26 protein-coding genes are annotated in these 25,995 nt (G+C 45.0%); 18 read left to right on the forward strand and 8 right to left on the reverse strand.

From position 1 onward, the window contains the following. Window positions 1–130 precede the first annotated feature (130 nt). The 5 genes from FK220_RS13210 to FK220_RS13230 all read right to left on the reverse strand — a co-directional run bounded on the left by FK220_RS13210 (window position 131) and on the right by FK220_RS13230 (window position 5,441). The gene (locus FK220_RS13210) at window positions 131–556 is read right to left on the reverse strand and encodes a hypothetical protein (RefSeq protein WP_152574819.1); all 426 of its coding nucleotides are present in this window, start codon (window positions 554–556) and stop codon (window positions 131–133) included. A gap of 144 nt (window positions 557–700) precedes the next feature. Further along, the gene (locus FK220_RS13215) at window positions 701–1,090 is read right to left on the reverse strand and encodes a DUF2721 domain-containing protein (protein WP_152574820.1); all 390 of its coding nucleotides are present in this window, start codon (window positions 1,088–1,090) and stop codon (window positions 701–703) included. Further along, complete coding sequence (locus tag FK220_RS13220) at window positions 1,090–1,923, reverse strand: ThuA domain-containing protein (RefSeq protein WP_238719020.1); 834 nt, start codon at window positions 1,921–1,923, stop codon at window positions 1,090–1,092. Before FK220_RS13220 ends, FK220_RS13215 begins: the two co-directional genes overlap by 1 nt. 163 nt (window positions 1,924–2,086) lie before the next feature. Beyond that, the gene (locus FK220_RS13225; protein WP_152574822.1) at window positions 2,087–2,590 is read right to left on the reverse strand and encodes a GyrI-like domain-containing protein; all 504 of its coding nucleotides are present in this window, start codon (window positions 2,588–2,590) and stop codon (window positions 2,087–2,089) included. Between the two features lies 1 nt (window position 2,591). Further along, window positions 2,592–5,441 (reverse strand): VPS10 domain-containing protein, encoded by a 2,850-nt coding sequence (locus FK220_RS13230; protein WP_152574823.1) that lies wholly within the window; start codon window positions 5,439–5,441, stop codon window positions 2,592–2,594. A gap of 181 nt (window positions 5,442–5,622) precedes the next feature. Between FK220_RS13230 and FK220_RS13235 the strand changes: the two genes are divergently transcribed. The 5 genes from FK220_RS13235 (at window position 5,623) to FK220_RS13255 (ending at window position 9,456) form a co-directional block, all read left to right on the forward strand. Further along, a complete protein-coding gene (locus tag FK220_RS13235; RefSeq protein ID WP_152574824.1) occupies window positions 5,623–5,949 on the forward strand; it encodes a hypothetical protein in 327 nt (108 codons plus the stop codon). Window positions 5,950–6,091: 142 nt separating this feature from the next. Next, window positions 6,092–6,664 carry a peptidylprolyl isomerase gene (locus FK220_RS13240; RefSeq protein WP_152574825.1) on the forward strand — a complete coding sequence of 191 codons (573 nt, stop codon included), beginning with the start codon at window positions 6,092–6,094 and terminating at the stop codon, window positions 6,662–6,664. 261 nt (window positions 6,665–6,925) lie between these two features. Beyond that, entirely contained in the window at window positions 6,926–8,218 is a 1,293-nt protein-coding gene (locus tag FK220_RS13245; RefSeq protein WP_152574826.1) for an aminopeptidase P family protein, read from the forward strand. A gap of 153 nt (window positions 8,219–8,371) precedes the next feature. Next, window positions 8,372–9,043 carry a DUF433 domain-containing protein gene (locus tag FK220_RS13250; protein ID WP_238719021.1) on the forward strand — a complete coding sequence of 224 codons (672 nt, stop codon included), beginning with the start codon at window positions 8,372–8,374 and terminating at the stop codon, window positions 9,041–9,043. A gap of 20 nt (window positions 9,044–9,063) precedes the next feature. Beyond that, entirely contained in the window at window positions 9,064–9,456 is a 393-nt protein-coding gene (locus FK220_RS13255; RefSeq protein WP_238719022.1) for a PIN-like domain-containing protein, read from the forward strand. A gap of 7 nt (window positions 9,457–9,463) precedes the next feature. Here the strand turns inward: FK220_RS13255 and brnQ are convergent, their stop codons facing one another. Next, window positions 9,464–10,756, reverse strand: a complete 1,293-nt coding sequence (brnQ, locus tag FK220_RS13260) for a branched-chain amino acid transport system II carrier protein (protein WP_152574829.1) — start codon at window positions 10,754–10,756, stop codon at window positions 9,464–9,466. Window positions 10,757–11,101: 345 nt separating this feature from the next. Between brnQ and FK220_RS13265 the strand changes: the two genes are divergently transcribed. Then, a complete protein-coding gene (locus FK220_RS13265; RefSeq protein ID WP_152574830.1) occupies window positions 11,102–11,320 on the forward strand; it encodes a hypothetical protein in 219 nt (72 codons plus the stop codon). 273 nt (window positions 11,321–11,593) lie between these two features. On the opposite strand, the gene FK220_RS13270 is transcribed toward FK220_RS13265, so the two are convergent. Next, a complete protein-coding gene (locus tag FK220_RS13270; RefSeq protein ID WP_166204912.1) occupies window positions 11,594–12,589 on the reverse strand; it encodes an alpha/beta fold hydrolase in 996 nt (331 codons plus the stop codon). A gap of 95 nt (window positions 12,590–12,684) precedes the next feature. Beyond that, the gene (gene thiL, locus FK220_RS13275) at window positions 12,685–13,734 is read right to left on the reverse strand and encodes a thiamine-phosphate kinase (protein ID WP_152574832.1); all 1,050 of its coding nucleotides are present in this window, start codon (window positions 13,732–13,734) and stop codon (window positions 12,685–12,687) included. Window positions 13,735–13,884: 150 nt separating this feature from the next. Here thiL and FK220_RS13280 point away from each other — a divergent pair, with 150 nt between their 5' ends. The 12 genes from FK220_RS13280 (at window position 13,885) to FK220_RS13335 (ending at window position 25,972) form a co-directional block, all read left to right on the forward strand. Further along, complete coding sequence (locus FK220_RS13280) at window positions 13,885–15,120, forward strand: choice-of-anchor B family protein (RefSeq protein ID WP_152574833.1); 1,236 nt, start codon at window positions 13,885–13,887, stop codon at window positions 15,118–15,120. A gap of 2 nt (window positions 15,121–15,122) precedes the next feature. Then, complete coding sequence (locus FK220_RS13285) at window positions 15,123–16,484, forward strand: hypothetical protein (RefSeq protein ID WP_152574834.1); 1,362 nt, start codon at window positions 15,123–15,125, stop codon at window positions 16,482–16,484. A gap of 133 nt (window positions 16,485–16,617) precedes the next feature. Further along, window positions 16,618–16,947 (forward strand): HesB/IscA family protein, encoded by a 330-nt coding sequence (locus tag FK220_RS13290; RefSeq protein ID WP_152574835.1) that lies wholly within the window; start codon window positions 16,618–16,620, stop codon window positions 16,945–16,947. Between the two features lie 66 nt (window positions 16,948–17,013). Beyond that, window positions 17,014–18,459, forward strand: a complete 1,446-nt coding sequence (gene sufB, locus FK220_RS13295; RefSeq protein ID WP_152574836.1) for a Fe-S cluster assembly protein SufB — start codon at window positions 17,014–17,016, stop codon at window positions 18,457–18,459. A gap of 61 nt (window positions 18,460–18,520) precedes the next feature. Further along, entirely contained in the window at window positions 18,521–19,399 is an 879-nt protein-coding gene (locus tag FK220_RS13300; RefSeq protein ID WP_152574837.1) for an N-acyl homoserine lactonase family protein, read from the forward strand. Window positions 19,400–19,410: 11 nt separating this feature from the next. Further along, on the forward strand, window positions 19,411–20,163 hold the full coding sequence (gene sufC / locus FK220_RS13305) for a Fe-S cluster assembly ATPase SufC (RefSeq protein ID WP_152574838.1): 753 nt from the start codon (window positions 19,411–19,413) through the stop codon (window positions 20,161–20,163). A 79-nt stretch (window positions 20,164–20,242) separates the two neighbouring features. After that, on the forward strand, window positions 20,243–21,559 hold the full coding sequence (sufD, locus tag FK220_RS13310) for a Fe-S cluster assembly protein SufD (RefSeq protein ID WP_152574839.1): 1,317 nt from the start codon (window positions 20,243–20,245) through the stop codon (window positions 21,557–21,559). A gap of 48 nt (window positions 21,560–21,607) precedes the next feature. Next, a complete protein-coding gene (locus FK220_RS13315; protein ID WP_152574840.1) occupies window positions 21,608–22,204 on the forward strand; it encodes a porin family protein in 597 nt (198 codons plus the stop codon). A gap of 26 nt (window positions 22,205–22,230) precedes the next feature. Next, window positions 22,231–22,875, forward strand: coding sequence for a porin family protein (locus tag FK220_RS13320; RefSeq protein ID WP_166204914.1), 645 nt, complete (start codon window positions 22,231–22,233; stop codon window positions 22,873–22,875). Window positions 22,876–22,956: 81 nt separating this feature from the next. Further along, on the forward strand, window positions 22,957–24,171 hold the full coding sequence (locus tag FK220_RS13325) for an aminotransferase class V-fold PLP-dependent enzyme (RefSeq protein ID WP_152574842.1): 1,215 nt from the start codon (window positions 22,957–22,959) through the stop codon (window positions 24,169–24,171). Between the two features lie 211 nt (window positions 24,172–24,382). Beyond that, a complete protein-coding gene (locus tag FK220_RS13330; RefSeq protein ID WP_152574843.1) occupies window positions 24,383–25,456 on the forward strand; it encodes a zinc metalloprotease in 1,074 nt (357 codons plus the stop codon). A gap of 81 nt (window positions 25,457–25,537) precedes the next feature. Beyond that, window positions 25,538–25,972 (forward strand): hypothetical protein, encoded by a 435-nt coding sequence (locus FK220_RS13335; protein WP_152574844.1) that lies wholly within the window; start codon window positions 25,538–25,540, stop codon window positions 25,970–25,972. Window positions 25,973–25,995: the final 23 nt, after the last annotated feature.

Genomic DNA, 25,995 nt, shown 5'->3' on the forward strand with positions numbered 1-25,995 from the left:
GTTTGTTGTTACGATAGTTATCTGGTAAAAGTAGATGCGATTTGCTCAATTTACCTCTGCATGGGAGGTCAACAAGTACTTTTCCATGATTTATTCGGAACAAAAAGACGTCAAAATGACTCGGCGACCTCTACGCAAGTTGTTTTCTTTTTTTGATTTTTTCCATACTCCACGCGATGGCTTCTTCCAAGTCGTTGAATTGCCGAATGGAGTTTTTAAAGAACATACGTTCCAGGACCAGACTCGCAAAACTACCTTGGGTACTTCCCACAACGGAGTAGAAACTGAGTTGGTGCCTGTTTTTGTAAAACTTGATCCAATCGGTGGGCACCACGTAGTATTTGTTGATTCGGTTGGAGATGTATGCAATCGGTTGGTCCTCACCAAAGACTTGGTGGGCAACCTTAACAGCTTTTTCCGCCATTTCCCAATCAAAGACCACCCCTTCTTTTATTTCGGAGATAACCAAACCATCGAAATAATAGAAAACACCGAATTCAAATTCCCAGACTTCCTTTATGTTCTTAAAGAAATCAAGATTCTTTACGCATTTCATGGCCAAAAGAATATCAAGTTTTGGAGGATTAAATATACCAACAATTATTGATTTCCGCTGTAAGTAAATAGATACCGAAGCCACCATGGTTTCTGATAGTTTTTGATGGCCTTTGGAGGTTTGCCAATGTTTCAAAATCGCGTACTACCCCTCCATATCACCTAGCTGAATGGAAAGGGCCTTGGTCGACAATTGTACTTCGATGAGGGATAGTAGCAACGAAATCATCAGGAAAACAAGGCTGATTCCGAAAACAATATTTGCCATGACAGTCATTTCCACATAGATTAAAAACATAGTAATGGCAGAAAGTAGAAAGCTGATAATGGCAGTTGCCTGCATGTTTTTGATGATGGTCAGCCGTTTGCGCAATTGTTTAACTTGTCGGCCAACGGACGTGGATTCTGTTTCCCGATATTTTTGATGCAATTGACGTATGAGGGCGGCAATAGCCAAATATCGGGCGTTGTACGCCAACATCGTGAGCGAAATGGCCGGAAATAGTAGGGCGGGAATACTTAGGGTCAGTTCCATTACTTCTTTTCGAATTTCCTGGAACTTGACTTTTCCGCAGTTGGAAAGCCTTCAGGGATCTCTTGGGTCACTTTTCCTGTTGCCGCCCATTCGGAACCTCTAAGCATGGTGGTCATAAAACCGATGCATTCCACGGAATAATCGGCATGCCCCATGATGTTATGAAAAATGCGGCCTTTTCCGTAGTTCAAGACCATTAAAGCCGGTTCATGTCTTCCCGTGCCCTTATTGTCGGGGTCGGCATAGGCGGTGGCCAATATCGTCATATTTTCCGCTGGGCCTCGAAGGCTGTTGTAAAGCTCGTCTTTGGTGTGCATCCAAAGCTGCGGCATGCCTTTGGTGATGGGATGTTCGGTATTTCTGAGCTGAATTTGGTATTCGCTCTGAGGGCCATGGGCACCGGCTGGCCCAGGCGTAGTATCCCTGATTTCCTCACCTTCATCATTGTAATAAACATACGGTCCGTCTTTTTCGGTACGGTCGCCCCAACCCCCAAGCCCAATCATTTTGTTATAGGCCTCCCACTGGGGAAAAGAGTTGTCGGCTGCGTGGAACACGACCAGTCCGCCCCCGTTCAGCATGAAAGTTTCAAAGGCTTTTTGCGTCGTCTCTGGCCAAGGGGCCGCATTCCATCCAAAATTGGAGATGACCAAATCATATTTTGAGAAATCCGGGCTGTAGTCGGGATCGGTCTGGGGTTTGTCCAAGGCTTGGGTTTTTGGGACTCCATCGATGGCATAATCGGCCAGGTACTCTTCCCCTTCCCACGTATAGGCAGCGCGTGCTACATCTACCGTAAACAGCCCGCTTGCTTCCATTTCGGCTTTTAGCATGTAGCTAATTTTAGGCCATTGTTCGTGGTTGTTTTGACCGTCGAGGATAAGGGTCCTGATTTTAGGCTGCGCTCCTTGGGCAAGTAAGCCACCTAATGTAGAATTGAAAATGATAAGTATTAGACAAACGCTTTTCTTCATTATCTAGATATTTTTAGGTTTATCAATGGTTTTTGGAAACTTCTTTTCTTTTTATTGGAACCCAAACCTCTTCCTCGGAATCGGGATGGTTGTTTCGATATTTTTCGCCTAATAGCTCAAAGTGGGGTCGATGATCCGGTTCGTAATCTGAATTGGGCAACCAATGGTTATAAATGAACTGGGCCATTTTCGGAAAATCCGAAGAAAGTCCTTTAAAATCGAAAACAGCGTATAGTCCCGCGGGAAGGTCGAATATTTCAAAACCATTCGGTATATTTTGTAGCTTGTCGGCTTCCATGCACGCCCATTTCGTAAAGGTATTGTGAGGATCGAAATTCTTGAAGTATCCTAGGTCGTACAGCTGTACGGAATACCGTGTAGTAGTTGTGATCGAATTTTCCCCAACCACATCTTTCATAAAACCGTTCCACAATTCCCGGGTTCTGTTCTCGATCAATGACATCCTCACCGATTTGCCAACCAGTTTCTTTGACGACAGTAGTTCTAAACGTGGTTCCGATGGCATACTACTCTATTTCAAATTCGACTTGCTGGCTCGATCCGTTTCCGTTGAGCGCAACCAGGTACTTCCCTTTTGGCAAATAGGTCTTTCCGTTCTTCGCCTCCTTAAGTTCCTTTTTGTTCTTTTTTAAATAGGCCGATTTTCCCGATTTGGAAAAGGCCAGATCATACGACAGGATGTTCAAACCTTTATCGGCTTCGATTTCGGTAGTGCTGACCTCGATTCCGTCAACCGTTTTGATTTTGGCCGTGTAACTACTCGGGTTTGAGCTGTAAAAAGTAATATCCAAACCAGGGGTCTGGGGTTTTGACCACGAACTCCAGGGGTTGCCCCAACGAGGGGAATGTTTGATATTTTGCAGTTTAAAGGCGTGGAGTGCCTGACCCATAATTTCGGGCGTCATTTTTTGCAAGTTGGAAATATCGGCTCTATAAATACTTCGCCCATGAGTACCGACCAATAAATGCTTGGCTTCAGGCTGGATCACTAAATCGTGCACGGCCACGTTGGGCAGGCCATTTTGGAAGGCTTCCCAGGATTCCCCACGGTTGAAGGTTACATAGAGTCCGTTATCGGTACCTACAAACAAAAGGTTTTCATTTTCGGGATCTTCAAGAATAACATTCACCGGGGAAGCCGGAATAGTACCGGCAATACTTTTCCAGGTAGTACCGTAGTCTTCACTGACATAAACGTATGGCGCAAAATCGTCCCACCGGTACCCGTTCAAGGTGGCATACACCCGTTCCTTTTTATGTTGGGAGGCCGCTACCCTACTCACCCAGAGATCTTTTGGAAAGGAGGTGGAAATGTTTTTCCAACTCCCTCCTGCATTTTGGGTAATTTGAACAATTCCGTCATCACTTCCCACATATATCAATCCGAATTTAAAGGGCGATTCCGAAACGGTGGTCAGTGTTCCATAGGCCACGTTCCCCTTTTTACCCCCTTGGGTAAGGTCGGGTGAAATTGTTTCCCAATCATCGCCCTGATTGAGCGATCGGTGCAGTTTGTTGCTGCCCAAATAGAGTATATCCTGATTGTGGGGGGAAAGCAAGATGGGGGTCTGCCAATTGAATCGATAAGGGGTTTCGCCCAGTTCGTGTTTGGGCTGAATGTATTTTCGCTCCTTACTTTCCTTATTGAGCCTAAAATAATTGCCGAATTGAAAGCCCGTATAGACCACATTGTGGTTGCGGCTATCGATTTGTACCTGCATTCCATCACCGCCCATTATTGATTTCCACGGATATTGCCCCGTCTGATGCCACCGACTATTCTTTTGAGCATTATGCGGTCCTTCCCAAACACCATTATCCTGGAGACCACCATAAACGTGGTAGGGTTCTTGGTTGTCGACATTGATGGCATAGAACTGCCCCACTTCCGGCGAGTTGTTCTTTATCCAGTTTTTTCCATCGTCATAGGTGATGTTGACACCTCCATCGTTTCCGTTGATGAGGTGCCCGGGCTTATTGGGGTTGATCCATAGCGCATGATGATCGGAGTGTACGTTGTCGCCATTGATCGACGTAAAGGTTTTTCCACCGTCGTCGGATTTAATGATGGGAACGCCCGATAGATAAATTTTGTTTTCATCGTTCGGGTCTACACCGATTTGCGCAAAATAGTAGCCGTAACTATAAAAGAGGTCATCGATGTATTTTTCGTTCTGTTTGTCCCATGTTTTGCCCCCATCATTGCTGCGGTACACCTCGGCACCAATGACCGGGGTATCGAATAACATGGAGTTTGCATCTTCTAAATATTTTGAAATATCAGCTGGTTTTGCCGTACCCGACCGTACCAGCTGCTTTATGTTTTCGGCCCTGTATTTTTCTTGGAAGCCGTTGGTTTTTAAGAAGTCGTTTAGTTCTTTGTCATCGAGTTTAAGGAAATCATCCGTAGACATCGTTTTGAAATCCTCTTTGGTGAGGACATCTGACTTTTTTTTGGCCTCTTGTGATTTTTCCCTTCGGAATTGATTGTCGTGCACGGCATAGACGATATTCTCATCAAAAACCGCTAAACCGATACGCCCAACCCCTTCTCCGGTCGGAAAGCCACTTTCAGGAGTGGAAACCCTGCTCCATGTGGTACCGCCATCAGTACTTTTGTAGATGCCCGAAGCATTTCCATTGCCGAGAAAATTCCAGGCCTTACGGTCTTTTTGCCATGCTGCGGCGTATTGTACACTGAAATTATTCGGAGAAAAGGCCACATCAATAATTCCGGTATCCGATGCGACAAAAAGCGTTTTCTGCCATGTGGTACCGCCGTCGATCGTTTTGTAGACCCCTCGTTCTTCATTGGGAGAATAGAGGTGTCCGGCAGCGCCCACCACCACCTCGTCCGGATTGTTCGGGTTGATGATAATACGACCAATATGATGGGAATCGGTTAGCCCCATGTTTTGCCAAGTGGTGCCCTTATCGTTGGATTTTAAGATTCCGATACCGGCATAGGATGAGCGTGAGGCATTATTTTCCCCAGTTCCCACCCAGATGGTACCTGTCGGCCAATGCACGGCGACATCCCCCACATTTTGGGTTTCCGAGGTATCGAGTACCGGGGTAAAACTGATGCCGTTGTTATTGGTGTGCCAAAGTCCTCCGGAGGCATAACCTACATAGAACTCAGTGGGGTCCTCTGGGTTAACGTCCACATCGACAACCCTTCCGCTCATGACCGTAGGACCAATATTTTTCAAGGGTATATTTTTGACCAGCGAATTGGCCTCCAGTTGCCTTTTTTGTTCGAGTGCTTGTTGAACCTTCAACGCAGTCGTAGGTGCGATTTGTGAAAATAAGGGAATGGACAGCAACAGGGGGAAAAGCAATAACAATTTCTTCATAAAGCGTCATTTTAGATTGGCAGGGGGAAGGTAAGAAAACCTAGTAGTGATGGCAAAACTTTTGCGTATAAAGGCATTTAAAGACATAAAATGACGAATCCTCAAAATTGGGCTTAATAAAAATTAATATGTCAGTTATTTTGTTAATTTTATGACATACAATCAACTAAAACCAATAATTATGGAAGAGTACTTACCGTTGATCATTCAATTGGTTACGGGCGCCCTTGGGGGTAACGTAGCAGGAAAACTATTAAAGAATTTGTCTTTGGGCACTGTTGGAAATACCCTGGCCGGTATTGTCGGTGGTGGTATCGGTGGTCAACTTCTGGGAATGCTTGGCCTTGGTGCAGGAGCCGCCTCCGGAGTGGATAGCTCGGCAGCTACGGATGCCGTAGCCGGGGGAATGGATCTTTCAAGCATTTTGGGAAGCGTGGCCGGCGGTGGTGTTGGCGGTGGCGTCATCATGGCCATTATTGGTGCCATTAAAAACGCTATGTCCAAATAATCTGGCAATACGCCGAATATCGAATTTAATCAACCCGCCCGGTTTCAAAAACGGGTGGGTTTTTTAGTGCGGTCTATAAAACGTCTATATTTGATCATCATTGAGATTTACATAATTTGATCATCATTGAGATTTACATACTATGAAAGTACTCTTTTATCTACTACCGTTCATCTTTTTACTAGCGTGCCAAGCTCAGAAATCCTATGAGATCGGTCAAATAAAAACCCCGAAGGGTGAAATCTTGCTTTGGCTTTACGACGAAACACCCAACCATAAGAAGAGTTTCATGCAGCTGGCTAAGGACGGGTATTGGGATTCATTGACCTTTAATAGGGTAATCCCCGATTTTGTGGCGCAAGGTGGGTGCCCGGATACACCGGAAGGTTTTAACGACCCAAACTATTTATTGGAGCCCGAGTTTAACGACCAATTGTTGCATGAGTACGGTGCCCTTGGCGCCGGTCGTGATAACAACCCGGGAAAGCTATCGGCACGATGTCAGTTTTACATTGTTCAAAACGCGGAGGGGGAGCACCGATTGGATGGTGACTATACCGTATTCGGAAAGGTCATCAAAGGAATGGACGTTGTTGATGCCATTGTCAATGTACAACGTGATTCCTTGGACCAACCATTGGTTCCTATTTCTTTGGACGTGAATATCATTTCTATGGAAGAAAAGGAGCTAAGAAAACTGTACGACGGGTTTTGATTCCCGAATAATAACAACCTTCTACGAGCAGACTATGCCGTTTGCCGATAGTGAGATTTCTACATTACAATGGTACCCGTACTGGATATTGTTTTAAGGCGAAAATGAAGTTTGTCATACCGTAATGAAGCGATTTTATGGTTAGATCACCAGAGCTTCGGAAGCTAAGGATAGGAAAGTTGGGGAGCAAAATGTGAAATTCGTAGATAAATAAGCGCCCCAAAACGAGTTCATTGTCTATTTTTGAACAAATGCATTCCGATGAAGTACGACCTAATTCCAAACAGCCTATTCAAAAAGAATCGAAAAAAGTTCATGGCCCGGATGAAGCCGCATAGCCTTGCCGTCTTTAATTCAAACGATATTTATCCCATAAGTGCCGACAGTACCATGCCCTTTGAACAGCACCGCGATATTTTTTACCTGAGCGGTGCCGATCAGGAAGAGACTATTCTACTGCTATTTCCCGATGCGGTCGACCGAAAACACCGGGAGGTATTGTTCGTAAGGGAAACAAATGAACACATCGCTGTCTGGGAGGGGGCGAAATTGACCAAGGAGAAAGCGACACAGGTTTCCGGTATCGAAACCATTTATTGGCTCTCGGAATTCGACAAAGTATTCTTTGATTTGATGACCGAGGCGGAAACGATCTACCTGAATACCAACGAACACTATCGGCAGGCGGTGGAGACACAGACACGGGAAGAACGGTTTATCCTGGAGTGCAAACGCAAATTTCCTGCCCATCAGGTGGCCAAGAGCAATCCAATTCTTCAAGAGATTAGAGGAGTCAAAGAGCCTGAGGAAATCAAGCTGATGCAAAAGGCGTGCGACATCACCGAAAAGGGTTTTCGGAGATTGCTGAATTTCGTAAAGCCCGGGGTTTGGGAATATGAAATTGAGGCAGAACTGCTACACGAGTTTGTACGCAATCGTTCCAAGGGGTTTGCTTATACCCCGATCATCGCTTCGGGGAACAATGCGAACGTGCTCCACTATGTCGAAAACAACCAGCAATGTCAGGATGGGGATATGGTACTAATGGATGTCGCCGCGGAATACGCGAACTATTCGAGCGATCTTACCCGGACCATTCCAGTAAACGGAAAATTCACCAAACGGCAGAAAGAAGTATACGAGGCAGTGCTTCGCGTAAAGAAGGAAGCCACCAAAATGTTGGTTCCAGGGACGATTTGGGCCGAATACCATAAGGAAGTGGGCAAAATAATGACGTCTGAATTATTGGGGTTGGGATTGTTGGACAAGGCCGACGTGCAGAACGAAAATCCAGATTGGCCCGCCTATAAGAAGTATTTCATGCATGGTACCAGTCATCATATTGGGCTCGATACCCACGATTATGGCGAACTCAAAACACCGATGAAAGCCAATATGGTGTTTACCGTGGAGCCCGGGATATATATTCCCCAGGAAAAAATGGGTATCCGTATCGAGGACGACGTGGTCATCCAGGAAAAAGGGGAACCTTTTAATTTGATGGGAAATATTCCCATAGAGGTAGATGAGATCGAGGGGTTGATGAACAGGTAGTTAACTGTTTTAGTGTCTGCGGGCAGCTCTTTTGAATTACATTTATTACCGAATTTTAAATTTTCCGCTCTCTGAGATAATAAGGATGTGGTTTAGCTAAATGAGGAGAGTTGCATTTCAATTATTCGTAATTTTGATATGTAATAGATAGTGATGAATTTCGAGAATCGCCCGAAAATAGGTAATGGTATCTATACTGCTAGTGAAATAGCAAGAATCCTGCGTATCCCCTATCGAAGTGTATATATTTGGATGAATAGGTATTGGGATGGTAAAATTGGTAAGGAATTTGGTTCAAAATATTCTTGGGATATAAATGGGAAAAGAGCGGTCAGCTTTCACACATTTATTGAATTTTATGTCATGATGAGGTTCTCAGAGGCTGGAGTGAAGCCGAAACAAGTACTTGAGGCCCATTCAGAATTGGCTAAAATGTATACAACTGCTTTTCCCTTCGCTAGAAGAGAGGTCCTTAAAGGAATAAAGTCCGATGGGAAGCATATTTTTTTAAAAAATAAGCACGGAATTATTGAGCTTAATGGCACCAAACAGTTCAACCTTGATTTAATCGAGATTTTCTTTGTGAATCTTGAGTTTGATAAGGACAATTTGGCTTCGAGATTTTGGCCCATTGGGAAAGAAAAATCAATTTTGGTAGACCCCAAAAGAAGATTTGGTCGACCTGTAATCGAAGGGAAGAATATAAACCCGGAAATCATTTTTAATCATCACAAAGCGGGTGATCCAATTCCTTACATTGCCCATGTATATCAAATTTCCGAGAAACAAGTCAATCATGCAATTGAATATTGTGAAGCGGCATGATAATTTATTTCGATGAAAACATGCCCAAACATCTTGCACATGGTTTTAATACTATTCAGATTGCCGAGGGATTAAAAACTGGTCATGAGGTTACGGTTAAATTTCTTCCAGAAGTTTTTAATTATGGAGCCGATGATGCAGAATGGATTCCTAAGGTAGGAAAAGAAAGAAGTTGTGTAATAACACAAGATTTGAATATTTCCAAGAGGAAAGATGAATTAGAACTTTATCAAAAAAATGGTGTTGGCATGTTCTTTCTTCGTGGGAGGTCAAAAAAGCAGGGGCTTAGCATTTGGGAGATGGTCCAAGCTCTTTCAAAAAATTGGGACGCTATTTGTAAAATAGCGTTGGAAGAAGAAAGACCATTTGGGTATACCTTCCAATTGAATGGAAAGATGCGGAAAGTCGTCTGAGTATGCTTTACTGATTCTTTTGAGAGCTAAATAGCGTTACTTCAATGAGGTTCACCAAAACAAAAACTACCAACCCTGGCAACACCCACCCAATACTAAATTCACTTAGGGGGATATAGGACTGTAGTCCCACGATCGTGTCTCCCAAGCCAATACTGCCCATGAAATCCGGAACACTAAATAGCATGGTGGTAATGACTACTGCCCTAAAAACTTTGGGAGATGCATATTTTTCAGGAACGACATTCAACAAAATCAACACAATGGTAATTGGGTAGATAAACATCAAGGCAGGTAGCGCGACCGCAATGATATATCCCACATTGAACTGCCCCATCACTACTCCGAGTACACAACTGATGATGGCCGTTATCAAATACGCCTGTCGCGATTCCTCAAAACGGTATTTGACAAAGTCTGCCGTTCCGGTTACGATACCGACCGCCGTGGTGAAGCAGGCCAGGCCCACCAAGATACTCAGGAAAAGGTTTGCCGTACCACCTAGGGTTTTAAGACTGATCCCACTCAATAGTGCGGTACGCGTAATACCTACTTCGAATGCTCCATGCATCAAAGCACCCGTAATGATGAGTCCGGCATAGATTAGAAACAATCCGAGTCCGGCCAACCATCCCGCACGGCGGATCAATCCTTTCTTTTCCTCATAGGATGCTATATCGTTCTTTAAATTGATGGAAATAATGATTACGCCCCCCACTACTACCGCGCCAATGGCATCGAACGTTTGATAGCCCTCCAGAATGCCATCTGAAAACGGACGCTCAAAAACAGTTTCCCCAAACGTAAAATCGAATGAAAATAGAGTGATTCCGATGATAAGTATAAGAATAAGGATAATTGCCGGGGTCAATAACTTTCCGATAATGTTTAAGATTTTGGAACGGTTCATCACAAACACGAATACCAAAACAAAGTACATGATGCTCGTCAACAAGGATGAGCTACCGAAAAGTGGGGCAATCGCCATTTCATGGGTAACGGCCGCCGTCCGGGGAGAAGGCAAACTGATGGAAATGGCATAGATTAAAAAGGAATAGACCAGGCTAAAGAAGGGAGATACCTTTTTCCCGAAGTCATAGATTGTGCCTTGCAACCTTGCATGGGCCAAGATGCCGAATAGGGGAATAAGCACGGCCGAAATACAGAAACCGAGGGCTACCAACCACCATAGGGAGCCCGATTGAAAACCAAGCAAGGGAGGAAGAATTAGGTTGCCCGCCCCAAAGAAGAGCGAGAAGAGAGCAAAGGCAGTAACCAACGTCTCCTTGGTATTACTCATAGTTCGGTTTGGTCTGGATTCGACAATGGAACATTCTTCGGTTGGGGAAGATAGGTATTTCAAAGAAAATGGGCATTGCGAAATTTGGACAACTATCGTTGGTAATAATGGAAGTATACCTCAGGATAGGTGTTGGTAGTTCATCGAAATTTTGATTTTTTTTACCGAAAAAGTAACCGTTCATCGAAAATATTACGAAAAACCTAGAAGGGCTCCAATAAAAAGTTAAGGAAAGGCGTTGAAGAAAAAAGCCTCTATTAGAGGTTTTGAGATTGACCCAAATTTTATTCGGCATTCATGATTTTCCCAAAGAATCTATGAAAGCGTACCTAAAAACCTACTGGCATGAAAAAACTATTTTGTAACCTGTTCGGGCACCATTACTCGGTGTCCAAGAAAGTGACCTTACACATTAAGGAATACAAATGTATCCATTGTGGCAAAGAGGTCACTACAGATGTGAGTGGAAACCTTTCTACACTGACCCCTGAGCTTCAGGATATCAACAACACGCTAGAAGTTATTTATAAGAAAAGACATAGAGCTGCACAGCAAGTAGCTTAATTATGCTTTGGCAACCGAATTCCGTTCCTCCTGGGAACGGGGTTTAAGAAAACTTCCTGGAAATCAAGTAAGCGCCCGCATTCTTCACTGTCGTATGCCCCACAACAGTTAAGCCGGAACGCCCTTGACTTTCGGGAATTTTCTTTTTAGTGAGACCCTATTTCTTAAAGCATTTCGTGCGCATAAAAAATGGTCGGGTGGGCTAACCCCGACCGCAGCGTCTGGGTAGGCTTAACCAAAAAATAGCACCGCGCTCTCTCTTGTCAAACGACTTCAATTTGGGATTTTCCCAAAATGGAGAACCATCGCATCGGTAATTTCACCGATGGCCGCCTCCGGTATATCGTGCCCCATGTTTTTAACCCATAAACTATCCGCATCCGGAAGAAGGCACACAAGTTTTTTACTGTGTGAAATAGGCATTACGGGGTCTTGTACACCATGGATGACCAACGCGGGAATAGTCAGTTTTGAGAGCGCCTCATAACGGGGTCCTGCCAGTTGAATGGCCTTATAGTGATGCCGGGCAGCTATAATACGATATCCGTTCCGTTCTTTGAGGTTGTATAGTGCTGTTTCCGCCATGGTTTTCACATCGATGTCTCCCGTAGCGGCACCCATTAGTATTCGTCTATGAACGATCTGTCTTTTTATTTGTCCCTTTTTATTTCCGAAAAGGCCATGCTTCAACACCGTACTCACCATTTTAGGGAAAATTTCTTGGGACATAGGAGGCAGGTTTGGGTCCATGACATCGCCAGAGGACATAATGGAAGTGAGGCTCACGGTTCTTTCCGGATGGTCGATTGCGATAATTTGGGCGATCATTCCGCCCATGGAGACCCCTACTATATGTACTTTCTCGAGGCCTAAGGTATCCAGTATCGCCACAGCGTCATCGGCCATGTCGTTGAGCGTATAGTGATTTTTCCGGTTCCACTTCTTCTCGGAAGTAGATAATCCCGTGCCCCGGTGATCAAAGCGAATAACTTCGTATCCTTGCTGCACTAAAGGGTAAATAAAGCTTTGCGGCCAGGTAAGCGCATCATTCCCATTTCCCATGATCAGCAGTACAGAACCTTTGATAGAGTCCTTCGGTTTTTGACGTTCGAACCAGATTTGATGACCGGTCGATTGGGCAAAGCCTGTTTCACCCTGTATTATTTTAGGAAGTGGAGCTTTAAGAACTTCATTGATTGTCCGTTTGTTTTCTTTGGATAGTTTTGGAACGGAGGCGCACCCAATCAACCCTGCCAGAAATGTGTACATTATTGCCTTTCGAAAATACGAGCTGCTCCGAGGGATTTTCATTTACTTTGGCATTGTTACCGGTTAAAACTGTTTCCCGCCATGGAATATGACATTTATTTGGTTTGGAAAGAATTCCATCCCTGTGCGGTTAATGGAATTTTACTGCCGTCTCGGGTCACCAGATGGGCGCTTTCGTTTGCTTCGGTCATATGGCCGATGACCGTTAAATTGGGATTGCCCTTAATTTTTGGGAAATCACCTTGGTCAATGGTGAACAACAGTTCGTAGTCTTCCCCGCCGCTAAGGGCCACCAATGTACTATCGATTTTGAATTCTTCACAAGCCGAAATAACTGTGGGGTCTAACGGAATCTTATCCTCGAACAAATTACAACCCACCTCACTGTGTTTGCATAGGTGTAGAATTTCGGAGGAAAGTCCGTCACTGATATCGATCATCGAGGTGGGTCGTACTTCCAGTTGCTTCAATAATTCGATAACATCTTTTCTGGCCTCCGGCTTCAATTGGCGTTCAACGATATACGAGTAAGGTTCCAAGTCTGGTTGGTTGCCGGGATTCACCTTAAAAACCTCTTTTTCCCGTTCCAACACCTGTAATCCCATATAGGCGCCACCGAGATCCCCGGATACCACTAGAAGGTCGTTAGGTTTGGCGGCACTTCTATAAACAATATTCTCTTTCAGCGCAACCCCAAGTGCTGTGACACTAATCAACATTCCCGTTTGTGATGAGGTGGTATCCCCACCGACCAAGTCTACCCCATAGGTGGTGCACGCAAGTTGAATACCTGCGTATAATTCCTCTAGCGCCTCTAAAGGAAAACGATTCGAAACCGCAATGGAAACCGTTAGTTGGGTGGGCGTGGCGTTCATCGCATACACATCCGACAGGTTCACCATAACGGCCTTGTAGCCCAGATGCTTTAGTGGCATATAGCTGAGGTCAAAATGCACGCCTTCGATCAATAAGTCGGTGGTCAACACGGTTTTTTTGCCTTTAAAATCCAAAACAGCGGCGTCATCACCGATTCCTTTCACGGTCGATTGCTGTTTTAGGGTAAAGTGACGGGTCAGATGGTCGATCAATCCAAATTCTCCCAATTGTTCCAAAGAGGTACGCTCCTGATTTTTGTCTTCTAACATGGTGCAAAAATAGGGGTAATTTTTTAGCTGTTCAGATAGAGTCTTGGCAGGGTTATTGGGGTATTGTTTGAAAGCTTAGAAGATTGGAACCACCTGCATATATCCAAGAAATCCTATCTTTACCCGTATAAAAAACTAAAATTGCCTTTGATGAAAAAGTTGCCTTCCGCGGTTCTCTTTGTACTGCTTATCTTCTCTTGTTCCAACAATGACGACGGTCCGGTACCCGAGATGGTGCCGAATACCCCTGATAGTGGAGGTACCCCGACCACTTCCTTTGAACCATGTGAGAACGGCATGGCGGGCGATTACCCATGCGATGGGTATGACTTATTGGGTCAGATATCGCTATCGAGTTTTAATGCGACATCAGGGAACGATTGCTGGGGATGGACCGATTCCACCACGGGTAGGGAATATGCCCTAATGGGTTTGGATAATGGTACTGCTTTCGTGGATATTTCCGATGAAGGTAATTTGGTCTATTTGGGAAAACTTCCTACAGCTACACAATCCAGTACTTGGCGGGATATCAAGGTTTATAACGATCACGCTTTCATCGTATCGGAAGCCCCCGGCCATGGGATGCAAGTTTTTGACCTTACGCGTCTTCGCGACGTAAGCAACCCGCCAGAAACGTTTACCGCCGATTTTCGTTATGACGAATTCGGCAATGCACATAATATCGTCATTAATGAGGAAACGGGCTTCGCCTATGCCGTGGGTACGGATACTTTTGATGGTGGTGGGCATTTCGTCGACCTACAAGACCCTGATAATCCTGTTTCGGCCGATGGTTATAGTGCCAGTGGCTATACCCATGATGCCCAAGTGGTCACCTACAACGGTCCCGATGCTGATTATGCCGGATCTGAAATTTTTATTGGAGCCAACGAAAATAACGTGGTCCTTGTGGACGTTACCGATAAGGAAAATGCCAGCCAAATAGCATCGCTTCAATATGGTAACAGGGGTTATACCCATCAGGGGTGGTTTACCGAGGACCAACGCTATTTCATTTTGGGCGATGAGCTCGATGAATTGAATTTCGGACTTAATTCACGTACCCTTATCTTCGACTTTACAGATTTGGATGCTCCCGTATTGCACCATACCTATATCGGCCCCACTAGCGCCATCGACCATAATGGCTATGTAAAAGGGAACGAGTTCTTTCTTGCCAATTATACGGCAGGCATGCGCGTTTTGGATATTTCGGGTATCGAGGGAAAATCGATTTCCGAAATAGGTTTTTTCGATACGTTTCCCAGTTCAAGCGTAACCGATTTTAGCGGGGTGTGGAGTGTATACCCCTATTTCGAAAGTGGAAAAATTGTGATGAGCGACACCGACCGGGGACTCTTTGTTGTCAGAAAATCGAATTAGAAATGAAAGGTGTACTGATAAGAAACTTGGTTTATATGGTTTCGATGGGAATGGTCATTTGCTGTACCAATAATATCGAAGAGCTTGCCGAGATACCGGAACCGGAAACCCGGTTCCTGGGAGAGGTCGATTGGATTAGAAACTTTGGGGGTTCAGGGGAAGAGACCGCACGGTCTATCATTAAAACTTCTGATGGTGGCTACGCCATAGTAGGCTTTTCAAACAGTACCGATGGCGATTTGGCCGGTAAGGAGCTACCTGTAAACGATTACTGGCTGTTAAAATTGGATGCGGAAGGCAAACTGCAATGGTCAAAGACGTATGGTGGTAGTAAAGACGACCGTGGACAAGCTTTGGTGCAGACCAACGATGGTGGCTATGCCCTAACGGGCTATGCTATGAGCGATGACGGCGATGGGAGCAATAACCAAGGGTTTCACGATAACTGGATTATTAAGGTAGATGGTTCGGGAAATTTGCAATGGGAAAAAAGTTTTGGTTTCTCTGGTCACGACCATTCCTACGATATTCTACAGACCGCCGATGGAGGGTTCTTTTTCGTGGGTTTTTTGGATGTGACCGCAGCTCGGGCCGATGGTTTTACCGAAAAGGGAAATTCTTTGACGCGACACGGGGTTGGGGAATTTTGGGGTACCAAATTGGACGCCCGGGGAAATATCGAATGGAGAAGGTATTTCGGAGGTTCTAATAACGATAGGGCCCACGCGGTGGTACAGGCGGAAGATGGAGGTTTCGTGATGATCGGCTTTAGTGAGAGCGCTGATTTTGATATTAGCAATAGCCGCGGCAGTTATGATTTTTGGGTCTTGAAAATCGACAAAAACGGCGATTTGCTCTGGGAACGCTCTTTTGGGGGATCCGGCATCGAAGTTTCCTACGACATTACGAGAACATTGGATAACGGCTATGCCATTGTCGGCAATACCTTTAGTACCGACTTGGATATTTCAAAAAACTACGGGGAGTCCGATATTTGGCTGGTCAAGATTGATGATGGCGGCGACCTGCTTTGGGAACGTTCTTTCGGAGGCAGTGAATTTGATGCTGCCCGAGGCATCCGGTTGAGCAGGGATGGCGGATTTATCATATCCGGGAATTCGAAAAGTGCCGATATCGACCTTACTTCCAATACCGGTGAAAATGACATTTGGGTATTAAAGACCGATGCAAACGGTCTATTGGAATGGCAAACATCTTTTGGGGGTTCTGGTCTCGATTTCGGGTTCGATGCTATTGAAAATGAGGATGAAAGCATCCTCCTGGTAGGGGAAATCGCTAGTAGTGATATGCCAGGAGTCACCCAGAAGGGAATGACCGATGTGATCGTGATTAAAGTTAAGTAGCCGTTTTCCCGGCCCATCTTCTTCCACATAGAAAACCCCTATTTACCGATACGTTATAATAATGTTAGGAATTAGGTGCAAATCCTACTTATAGCGTATATTTGTCACCTATTTAGAATAAATCCAAATACCCATGATTCAAGTTTCTGAAACGGCCAAAAGAAAAGTAATCGATTTGATGACCGAGGAAGGCTATAACGCCAGTCAGGACTATGTACGGGTCGGTGTAAAAAGCGGCGGCTGTAGCGGCTTGTCCTATGAATTGAAATTCGACAACCAAGTACAGGAATCCGACAAGGTCTTTGAAGACAACAACGTTCGCATCATCGTGGACAAAAAAAGTTTTTTATACCTCGTAGGCACTGTCTTGGAGTATTCAGGAGGGCTTAATGGCAAAGGGTTTGTATTTAACAATCCCAATGCACAGCGCACTTGCGGGTGCGGGGAGAGTTTTTCGCTCTAAATATGACAATTTGATTATGAACTAATGAATCGATTGTTGCAGTAACAGTTGATAAACTGAACAAGTATGGCATATACCGAAGAAGAATTAAAAAAAGAACTGGAGACCAAGGAATACGAATACGGTTTCTACACCGATATCGAATCGGATACCTTGCCGGTTGGTTTGAACGAGGATATTGTTATCGCCATCTCGAAGAAGAAGAACGAACCGGAATGGATGACCGAATGGCGATTGGAATCGTTTCGATATTGGAAGGAAATGGAAGAGCCCGAGTGGGCCAACGTAACCTATAAAAAACCGGACTTCCAGGCCATTTCTTATTATTCAGCACCTAATAGCAAACCCAAGTACGACAGTTTGGATGAGGTTGATCCCGAATTGTTGGAAACCTTCAAAAAACTTGGCATATCGCTTGACGAGCAAAAGAAATTGGCCGGGGTAGCGGTTGACATCGTTATGGATTCCGTTTCAGTGGCCACCACTTTCAAAAAGACGTTGGCTGAAAAGGGAATCATTTTCTGTTCCATTTCCGAAGCCATCCAAGAGCATCCCGAATTGGTAAAAAAATATATTGGGACGGTAGTGCCCCAAAAAGACAATTTCTATGCGGCCCTGAATTCCGCGGTTTTCTCCGATGGTAGTTTCTGCTACATTCCGAAAGGTGTTCGGTGTCCGATGGAACTATCTACCTACTTTCGTATCAATCAAGCTGGTACGGGTCAATTCGAAAGAACGTTGGTCATTGCCGACGAAGGTAGTTACGTGAGCTATTTGGAAGGATGTACCGCTCCGTCACGGGACGAAAACCAACTGCATGCGGCCGTGGTAGAGCTCATAGCCCTCGATGATGCGGAAATAAAATACTCAACGGTACAAAACTGGTTTCCTGGAGGTAAGGACGGTGTTGGCGGGGTTTTCAATTTTGTGACCAAAAGGGGATTATGCGAGAAGAATGCGAAAATTTCGTGGACCCAGGTAGAGACCGGTTCCGCGGTTACCTGGAAATATCCTTCCTGTATTCTGAAGGGGGATAATTCGATCGGGGAGTTTTATTCCATTGCCGTGACCAACAATTATCAGCAAGCCGATACCGGAACGAAAATGGTCCATTTGGGAAAGAACACCAAAAGCACTATCATCTCAAAAGGAATCTCCGCCGGAAAATCACAGAACAGTTATCGCGGCCTGGTGCACGTAAATAGTCGTGCCGAGAACGCCCGTAACTTTTCACAGTGCGATTCGCTCTTGATGGGTAACGAATGTGGGGCACATACGTTTCCTTATATCGAAGCCAAGAACAGGTCCGCGCAGATAGAGCACGAGGCTACTACCAGTAAAATCGGGGAAGATCAGATTTTCTATTGCAACCAAAGAGGGATTGATACGGAGAAAGCGATCGCCCTGATCGTAAACGGTTTTAGTAAGGAAGTATTGAACAAGTTGCCTATGGAGTTTGCCGTTGAAGCCCAAAAGCTATTGGAAATTAGTCTCGAAGGTTCTGTCGGGTAACCCTCGGACGTTCTTTTGAAGGGCATGGAAAGGGCCTTCTTGAGAGATTAAATATGGAATAATGAAAAAATACATTTTTTTAGTTGGAGTCTTATTGGGGCTCACGGCCTGTAAGCAAACCAAGAAAGAAAACACCGAAACGGCTGAAGTAATCTTGGATACCTCACAGCCTGAGGTGAAGTTGTATACCTTCGATGGAGGTACGGTTGTCGTGAATCAATTGCAGCTTTTTTCCCAAGACACGACCTATAAGGGACAAAGCAAGGAATTTGCAGATGCTTTCTACGTAATTGAACATCCCCAAGGTATTTTGATGTGGGATGCCGGTCTTCCGGAAAGTTTGGTAGGAATGCAGGAACCCTACACCGATGAAAGTGGTGCCTTTACGGTTTCCAGAAAAGATTCGGTCATCAACCAACTCAAACAAATAGGGATGACCCCGGATGATTTTAAGTACATCTCCCTCTCCCATACCCATTTTGATCACAGCGGACATGCCAATGTTTTTAAGAATGCGACCTGGTTGGTACAGGAAGCAGAGTACGATTTTATCACCAGCAAGGAAACACGTGAAAGTAACGCTGATTTGTACAATGCCATTAAGGATTTAAAAAAGATAAAGAAAATCAAAGGTGACCATGATGTGTTCGGCGATGGCACGGTGGTGCTTAAATATGCACCGGGCCACACCCCGGGTCATCAAGTGCTATATTTGAATTTGGCCGATCACGGTCCCATGCTGCTCGCCGGGGATCTCTATCATTTTTCGGAGAATAGGGAGTTCAGAAGAATCCCCATCTTCAATTATGATGTAAAGCAAACAAGGGCCAGTATGGATGCGTTTGAGGCCTTTGCCGAAGAAAAAAGGGCGAAAGTATACCTACAACATTCCATCGAAGATTTTGAAAAAATGCCAAAGGCACCCAACTATTTAAATTAAATACAAGAACGATGTTAAAAATCAACAATCTGCACGCTAGCGTTGAGGATAAGGATATTTTAAAAGGAATCAACCTTCAGGTTAACGCCGGAGAGGTGCATGCCATTATGGGCCCCAATGGTTCGGGTAAAAGCACCTTGGCATCCGTTATTGCGGGGAAGGAAGAATTTGAAGTTACCCAGGGTTCCGTGGAACTGGATGGTGAGGACTTGGAAGATAGTGCGCCCGAGGAAAGGGCTCATAAAGGCATTTTCATGTCGTTTCAGTATCCCGTGGAAATCCCAGGGGTGTCCGTGACCAACTTCATGAAAACCGCCATCAACGAGTCCAGGAAGGCTAGGGGCTTGGAGGACATGCCTGCCAATGAAATGCTCAAGCTCATTCGGGAGAAATCGGAAATGTTGGAGATCGACCGTAAATTTTTGTCCCGTTCCTTGAACGAAGGTTTTTCCGGGGGCGAAAAGAAGCGAAACGAGATATTTCAAATGGCCATGTTGGAACCGAAATTGGCGATTTTGGACGAAACCGATTCCGGTCTGGATATCGATGCACTGAGAATAGTCGCGAACGGAGTGAACAAATTAAAGAGCAAGGACAACGCTGTAATCGTGATTACGCACTATCAGCGCTTGTTGGAGTACATAGTTCCCGATTTTGTTCACGTATTACACGATGGTAAAATCGTAAAATCGGGCGGCAAGGAATTGGCCTTCCAGTTGGAAGAAAAAGGATACGACTGGATCAAGAATGAAGCGGTTGTTTAGGTTGTTTTCGACATTGTTCCCACCATCGTTGGAAGCAGTTGAGGTATCTTAAAAATTTAATGAAAGACAAGAATTGCAAATGGATTTAAAAGACAAATTGATAGCATCGTTCATGGCATTCGAAAACAATGTCGATATCGACCATCCTGTGCATGATGTGCGTACAGAGGCCATCAAGAATTTTGAAACAAAGGGTTTTCCTTCCAAAAAAGAGGAGGCTTGGAAATACACTTCGCTCAACAGTTTGCAAAAAATTGATTTCAGCATCTTTCCCAAAGAGGTCAATGCGCTGGAGTATCGGGATGTAAAAAAGTACTTCCTTCATGAGATAGATACCTACAAAATCGTCTTCATCGATGGTATTTATAGTTCGTATCTCTCGGAGACTACCCATGACGGTGTTGACATTTGTTTGATGAGTTCGGCCTTGACCAAACCCATGTACAAGCAGGTTATCGATGTTTATTTCAATAAGGTAGCGTCCAAGGATGAGTCATTGACCACATTGAATACGGCTTTTAGTCGAGAGGGGGCCTACATTTATATTCCCAAAAGTAAGATGCCCAAGAAACCTGTAGAAATATTGCATTTCGCGACGGGCAACGAGGCGTCGTTATTGTTACAACCGCGAAACTTGATCATCGCCGAGGAAAATGCCGAATTGCAGATAATCGAACGCCACCAAAGCCTTACTTCCAATGAGGTGTTGACCAACTCGGTGACCGAAATCTTTGCCGGTAAAAACGCTATCGTCGATTATTACAAAGTGCAAAACGATGCATCGACCGCTTCTTTGATCGATAATACCTATATCAGTCAAAAGGACACCAGCGTCGTGAAGGTACATACGTTCTCTTTCGGGGGTAAGCTTACGAGAAACAATCTCAATTTTTATCAGAACGGGGAACATATTGATTCTACCATGAAGGGCGTCACCATTTTGGGCGAAAAACAACATGTAGACCATTACACCTTGGTGCATCATCAACAGCCCAACTGCGAAAGCCATCAGGATTACAAAGGAATCTACGGCGACAGTTCTACAGGAGTGTTCAACGGTAAGATTTATGTGGATAAGATTGCCCAAAAAACCGATGCCTTTCAACAGAATAACAACATTTTGATCAGCGACAAGGCCACTATTAATACAAAGCCACAATTGGAAATTTTCGCCGACGATGTCAAATGTTCCCATGGCTGTACCATCGGGCAATTGGATGAGGACGCACTTTTTTACCTGCAGACACGCGGAATACCCAAAAAAGAGGCCAGGGCACTTTTAATGTACGCCTTTGCCAATAACGTGCTGGAAAGCGTGCGCATTCCGGAATTAAAAACACGGATCAATAAGTTGATAGCCAATAAGCTGGGTGTTCGATTGGGATTTGATTTGTAATAAAAGACGCAAAAGACCGTTCTTAGGAAAAATCGAAGCCAAATTCGTATGATACGTTTGTTCCTAACGGGTATGTTACTTTTTGTTTTTTCTTCTTCCTCATATTCTCAGGACTTACACTTTGGGATAAAGGCAGGATTGAATCGTAGCAACTATGTTGGCGACCAATATGGGGATTTCAAGGCGCGCACTTCCTTTCATGTGGGAGTTTTTGCCGAAACGCCGATAGGGGGTATTTTCTCTTTTCATCCAGAACTGTTGTATTCCCGGCAAGGAGGTCGTTTGGCGCTGAGTCCGTTTATTGTTGCTGATCCGGGCGACCCTGTTATTAACGAATTGCCGGAATATGCAGAGTTCTACGACAACTACCTGCAGTTTCCTTTATTGTTTAGAATAAACCTAGGAGAAGTGTTCTCATTTGAACTCGGACCACAAATAGGTATTTCCTTAACCAATGATTCACGTTTTGATTTTGCCCCGGTAACTGGTTTGGGATTCGATCTAGGGGATAAGTTTAAATTTCAGATACGCTACTTTTTAGGGATTTCGGACATAGTTCGTTCTACCGAACTTGGTGGCACGACCCTTAATGATGATAGATTTGATTCCGTTTTTCAACTAGCCGCCGGATACGTACTGTTCTAGAAACGATTGCCATACAAGGGATGCAAGTGAGGTTCTTTTTTGTTTTTCTGGTGTTATCGATGTTCGTGCCGTTGACCGCATCCTCCCAACAAATCCGGTTCGGCCTCAAAGCCGGACTCAATTATAGCACCATTGTGGGGGATTTGACCCAAGGTATCAACCCCAGATTATCCGGGCACTTTGGGGGGTTTGCCGAGATACGGTATTCCGATCGATTCGCCCTACAGCCCGAATTGGTGTACTCCTCCCAAGGGTTTCAATTCAATACCGATTTGGCGTTTATTGAAGGAAATTCTCCGGGAGATGGGAACGATTTTAAAACGGCCGTGCAATTGAACTACCTTACGATTCCCTTACTGGCCGATTTCACCCTCAATAATCGTTTTGCCATTCAGTTTGGGCCGCAGGTTGGCTTTCTGCTCAATGAGGTCACCAAGTTAAAGAACTTTGAGGGAATCGATGAAGCCGCAATCGATGGGAAGCAAACGGTCGACGGTCGTTTTCAGCTAGATTATGGTGTTGCAGCCGGGGTCCGGTATAGCTTGAACTACCACTGGGCGCTGACAGGTCGGGTATACCAGGGAATTCGAAATCGCCTGAACAATGGTGGTGGGGATGTGCAAAACTTCAATACAGTGTTTCAGCTTTCCCTGAACTATCTTTTCCTATAAGTATTTTCAATGTCGATTTCACGGCGATAGCCGCATTAAATTAGCACTTAGTGGGTATCTTTGCAGCTCATAAGAACCGCTATGTTAGATGTGACTAAAATCCGTGCCGATTTCCCCATCCTTTCCCGAGAAGTAAACGGAAAGCCCTTGGTGTATCTGGATAATGCGGCGACCTCGCAGACCCCCCAACAGGTCATCGATGTAATCGTCGATTACTACTCCAATTATAACGCCAATATCCATAGAGGAGTGCATGCGTTGTCACAGGAAGCCACTGATAAATACGAACAGGCTCGACAGAAAATCCAGAAACACTTTAATATTGCCCAAGCCCATGAGGTCATTTTTACTTCCGGTACCACCCATGGTATTAATTTGGTTGCGAACGGATTCACCTCGCTTCTCAAAAAGGGAGACGAATTACTGGTTTCAGCCATGGAACACCACTCGAACATCGTGCCCTGGCAGATGCTCTGCGAGCGAACCGGTGCTATTTTGAGGGTGATTCCCATGAGCCGGGAGGGAGAGTTATTGATGGATGCGTACCATGAACTGCTTTCTGATAAAACAAAACTCGTTTTCTGTAACCATATTTCCAATGCCCTGGGCACCATCAATCCCATTGAGGAAATCATTGACGCAGCGCATCAATTTGGTGCCGTGGTACTGGTCGATGGCGCACAGGCGGCTCCCCACATTAAGGCCGATATGCAAGCTTTGGATGTCGATTTTTATACCGTTTCCGCGCATAAGCTATGCGGTCCGACCGGAGTGGGGATACTGTATGGGAAGTCTGACTGGCTGACAAAACTACCCCCGTACCAAGGGGGAGGTGAAATGATTGCTGAAGTTACCTTTGAAAAGACTACCTATGCCGATCTGCCCCATAAGTTCGAGGCCGGTACCCCGAACATCTGTGGTGGAATCGCCTTTGGTGCCGCTTTGGATTATTTGAACGCCATTGGATTGGAGGAGATCGCAGCTTACGAATCGGAGCTGCTAAAGTATGCCACCGAGCAGCTGTTGCAAATAGATGGACTTAAAATTTATGGTACGGCGGCCAGGAAAACTTCGGTGATATCTTTTAATATCGAAGGCATCCACCCATACGATATCGGAACCATACTCGATAAATTGGGCATCGCGGTACGAACCGGGCACCATTGTGCCCAGCCTATTATGGACTTCTATAAAATTCCAGGTACGGTACGGGCCAGTTTTAGTTTTTACAATACGAAGGAAGAGGTAGACACCTTAGTAGAAGCTATCCGAAGAGCCAAAGCCATGCTTTCCTAAAATAGTAGCGATTTTTCCCGGCAAATTTTGAGCGAACCTCAAAATTGTTAACAACTTTTTTGTAGTCTACATCCTACGCTATATCGGTCAGCATCGACGAACAACATCATAGTATTCATTTCGGAAAGGACAAAATATTTAACAATAAGTTGAATAGTTGTTAAGAAATAATATCTTCGCCGTCGATTAATTTAAACAAATTCCCCTTTTTATGAGAAAAGTAATTTTAACTGCAGGGGTGCTGGCGGTACTGCTGGTCTCCTGCGAGAAAGATTCATCAGAATCACAAAACAATGCAACTGACGCCCAAGAGCAAGAGGTGGTAGTCGACATGAGCGATTTTAGTCTGTATGTCGAAAGCGATGACCTTACAGGAAAATCATCCGGTGCCGTGGAAAAATGCGTATCTATGAAAAACTTGGAATACCGTTTAGGCAAAAACAAGGGCCTTGCCAAGAAGATGTACGACATCGAGTACACTACCCGGAAGGCGATTGCCTTAAAAGCGAATGGAAAAGGAAAACCCGGCGGCGGCGGCGGGGGTGGTGGAACCCCTCCCCCCATTTATGAGGGTGCCATAACCATTCCTGTGGTGATCAACATCATTGAAAAGTTCCCAGGCGAGGTCACACAGTCACAAATTACCTCGCAAATCCGTATTCTGAACGAGGATTTCAACAACAATAATTCCAACACCAGCGGCGTTCCTTCCGCTTTTGCAGGATTGGTTGCCGATGTAGATATCACCTTTGTGGCCGGAACCATCAATAGAGTCGTTAATACCAGGAACTCTTGGGGCACCAACGATGCGATGAAAGATCCTTCCCAAGGAGGGATTGCCCCTACCGACCCGGCCAACAACCTGAATATATGGGTCTGTGAGATAGGAGGCGGTATCTTGGGCTATGCCCAGTTTCCAGGCGGTGCCGCGGCTACCGACGGGGTGGTGATAGGAACCGATTTCTTCGGGGAAAATAGTGCCGGAGGTATCTACGGAAAAGGAAGAACCGGAACCCACGAGGTGGGGCACTGGTTGAACCTGCGTCATATATGGGGCGATGGAAGGTGTAATCGAGACGATTTTGTAGCCGACACCCCGAAATCGGATCGGGCCAATTACAACTGTCCGACCTATCCAACTACCCATTGCAGGAGTGCCGACATGACCATGAACTATATGGATTATGTACAGGATGATTGTATGTACATGTTTACGCTCGGACAAAATGAAAGAATGCGTGCCCTTTTTGTTGCAGGAGGGCCTAGGGAGGGTTTTGTCAACTAGTCCGTTTTCATAAGATTAACTTAAAAAGGTGTCCGAAAGGATGCCTTTTTTGTATACTTAAACCTTACTATTCCCTATCAAATGAAGTACGTGTTGTTATATATTCTGAGCTTTAGTAGTTTGTTGGGTTCGGCCCAGCAAACTACGGAAGAAGAAGAGTCGCTTTCAATTATATATGAGGCGATGACCCGGGGCTCCAGCTTTCATTGTGCCGTTACTAAAGGCCGCATCTCTGTCAAATCCTCTGGAAAGACTATTACGATGGAAACCAGGGCGATCGCAAAAAAGGATTGGCAAGAAGTTGAACAACAGCTAAAAACGGTGCTTTTAGAGCATATAGGTAATCTTGAGGCACCTAGTGCGGAAAGTCAAACGGATCGCGCAAGAATCGCGACCCTAAAAGTTAAGAGGGGAGATAAGATTTTTGAATCGGCCCCGTTCGATGAAGGAAATCCCCCAAAAGAACTAAAACCATTGATAGACAAAATATTGGCATTGGCAGAAACTGTTGAATAGCTGGGTTGCTTGTCGTATTTTTG

It is taken from the genome of Pelagihabitans pacificus (assembly GCF_009371985.2).
GTDB lineage: Bacteria > Bacteroidota > Bacteroidia > Flavobacteriales > Flavobacteriaceae > Pelagihabitans > Pelagihabitans pacificus.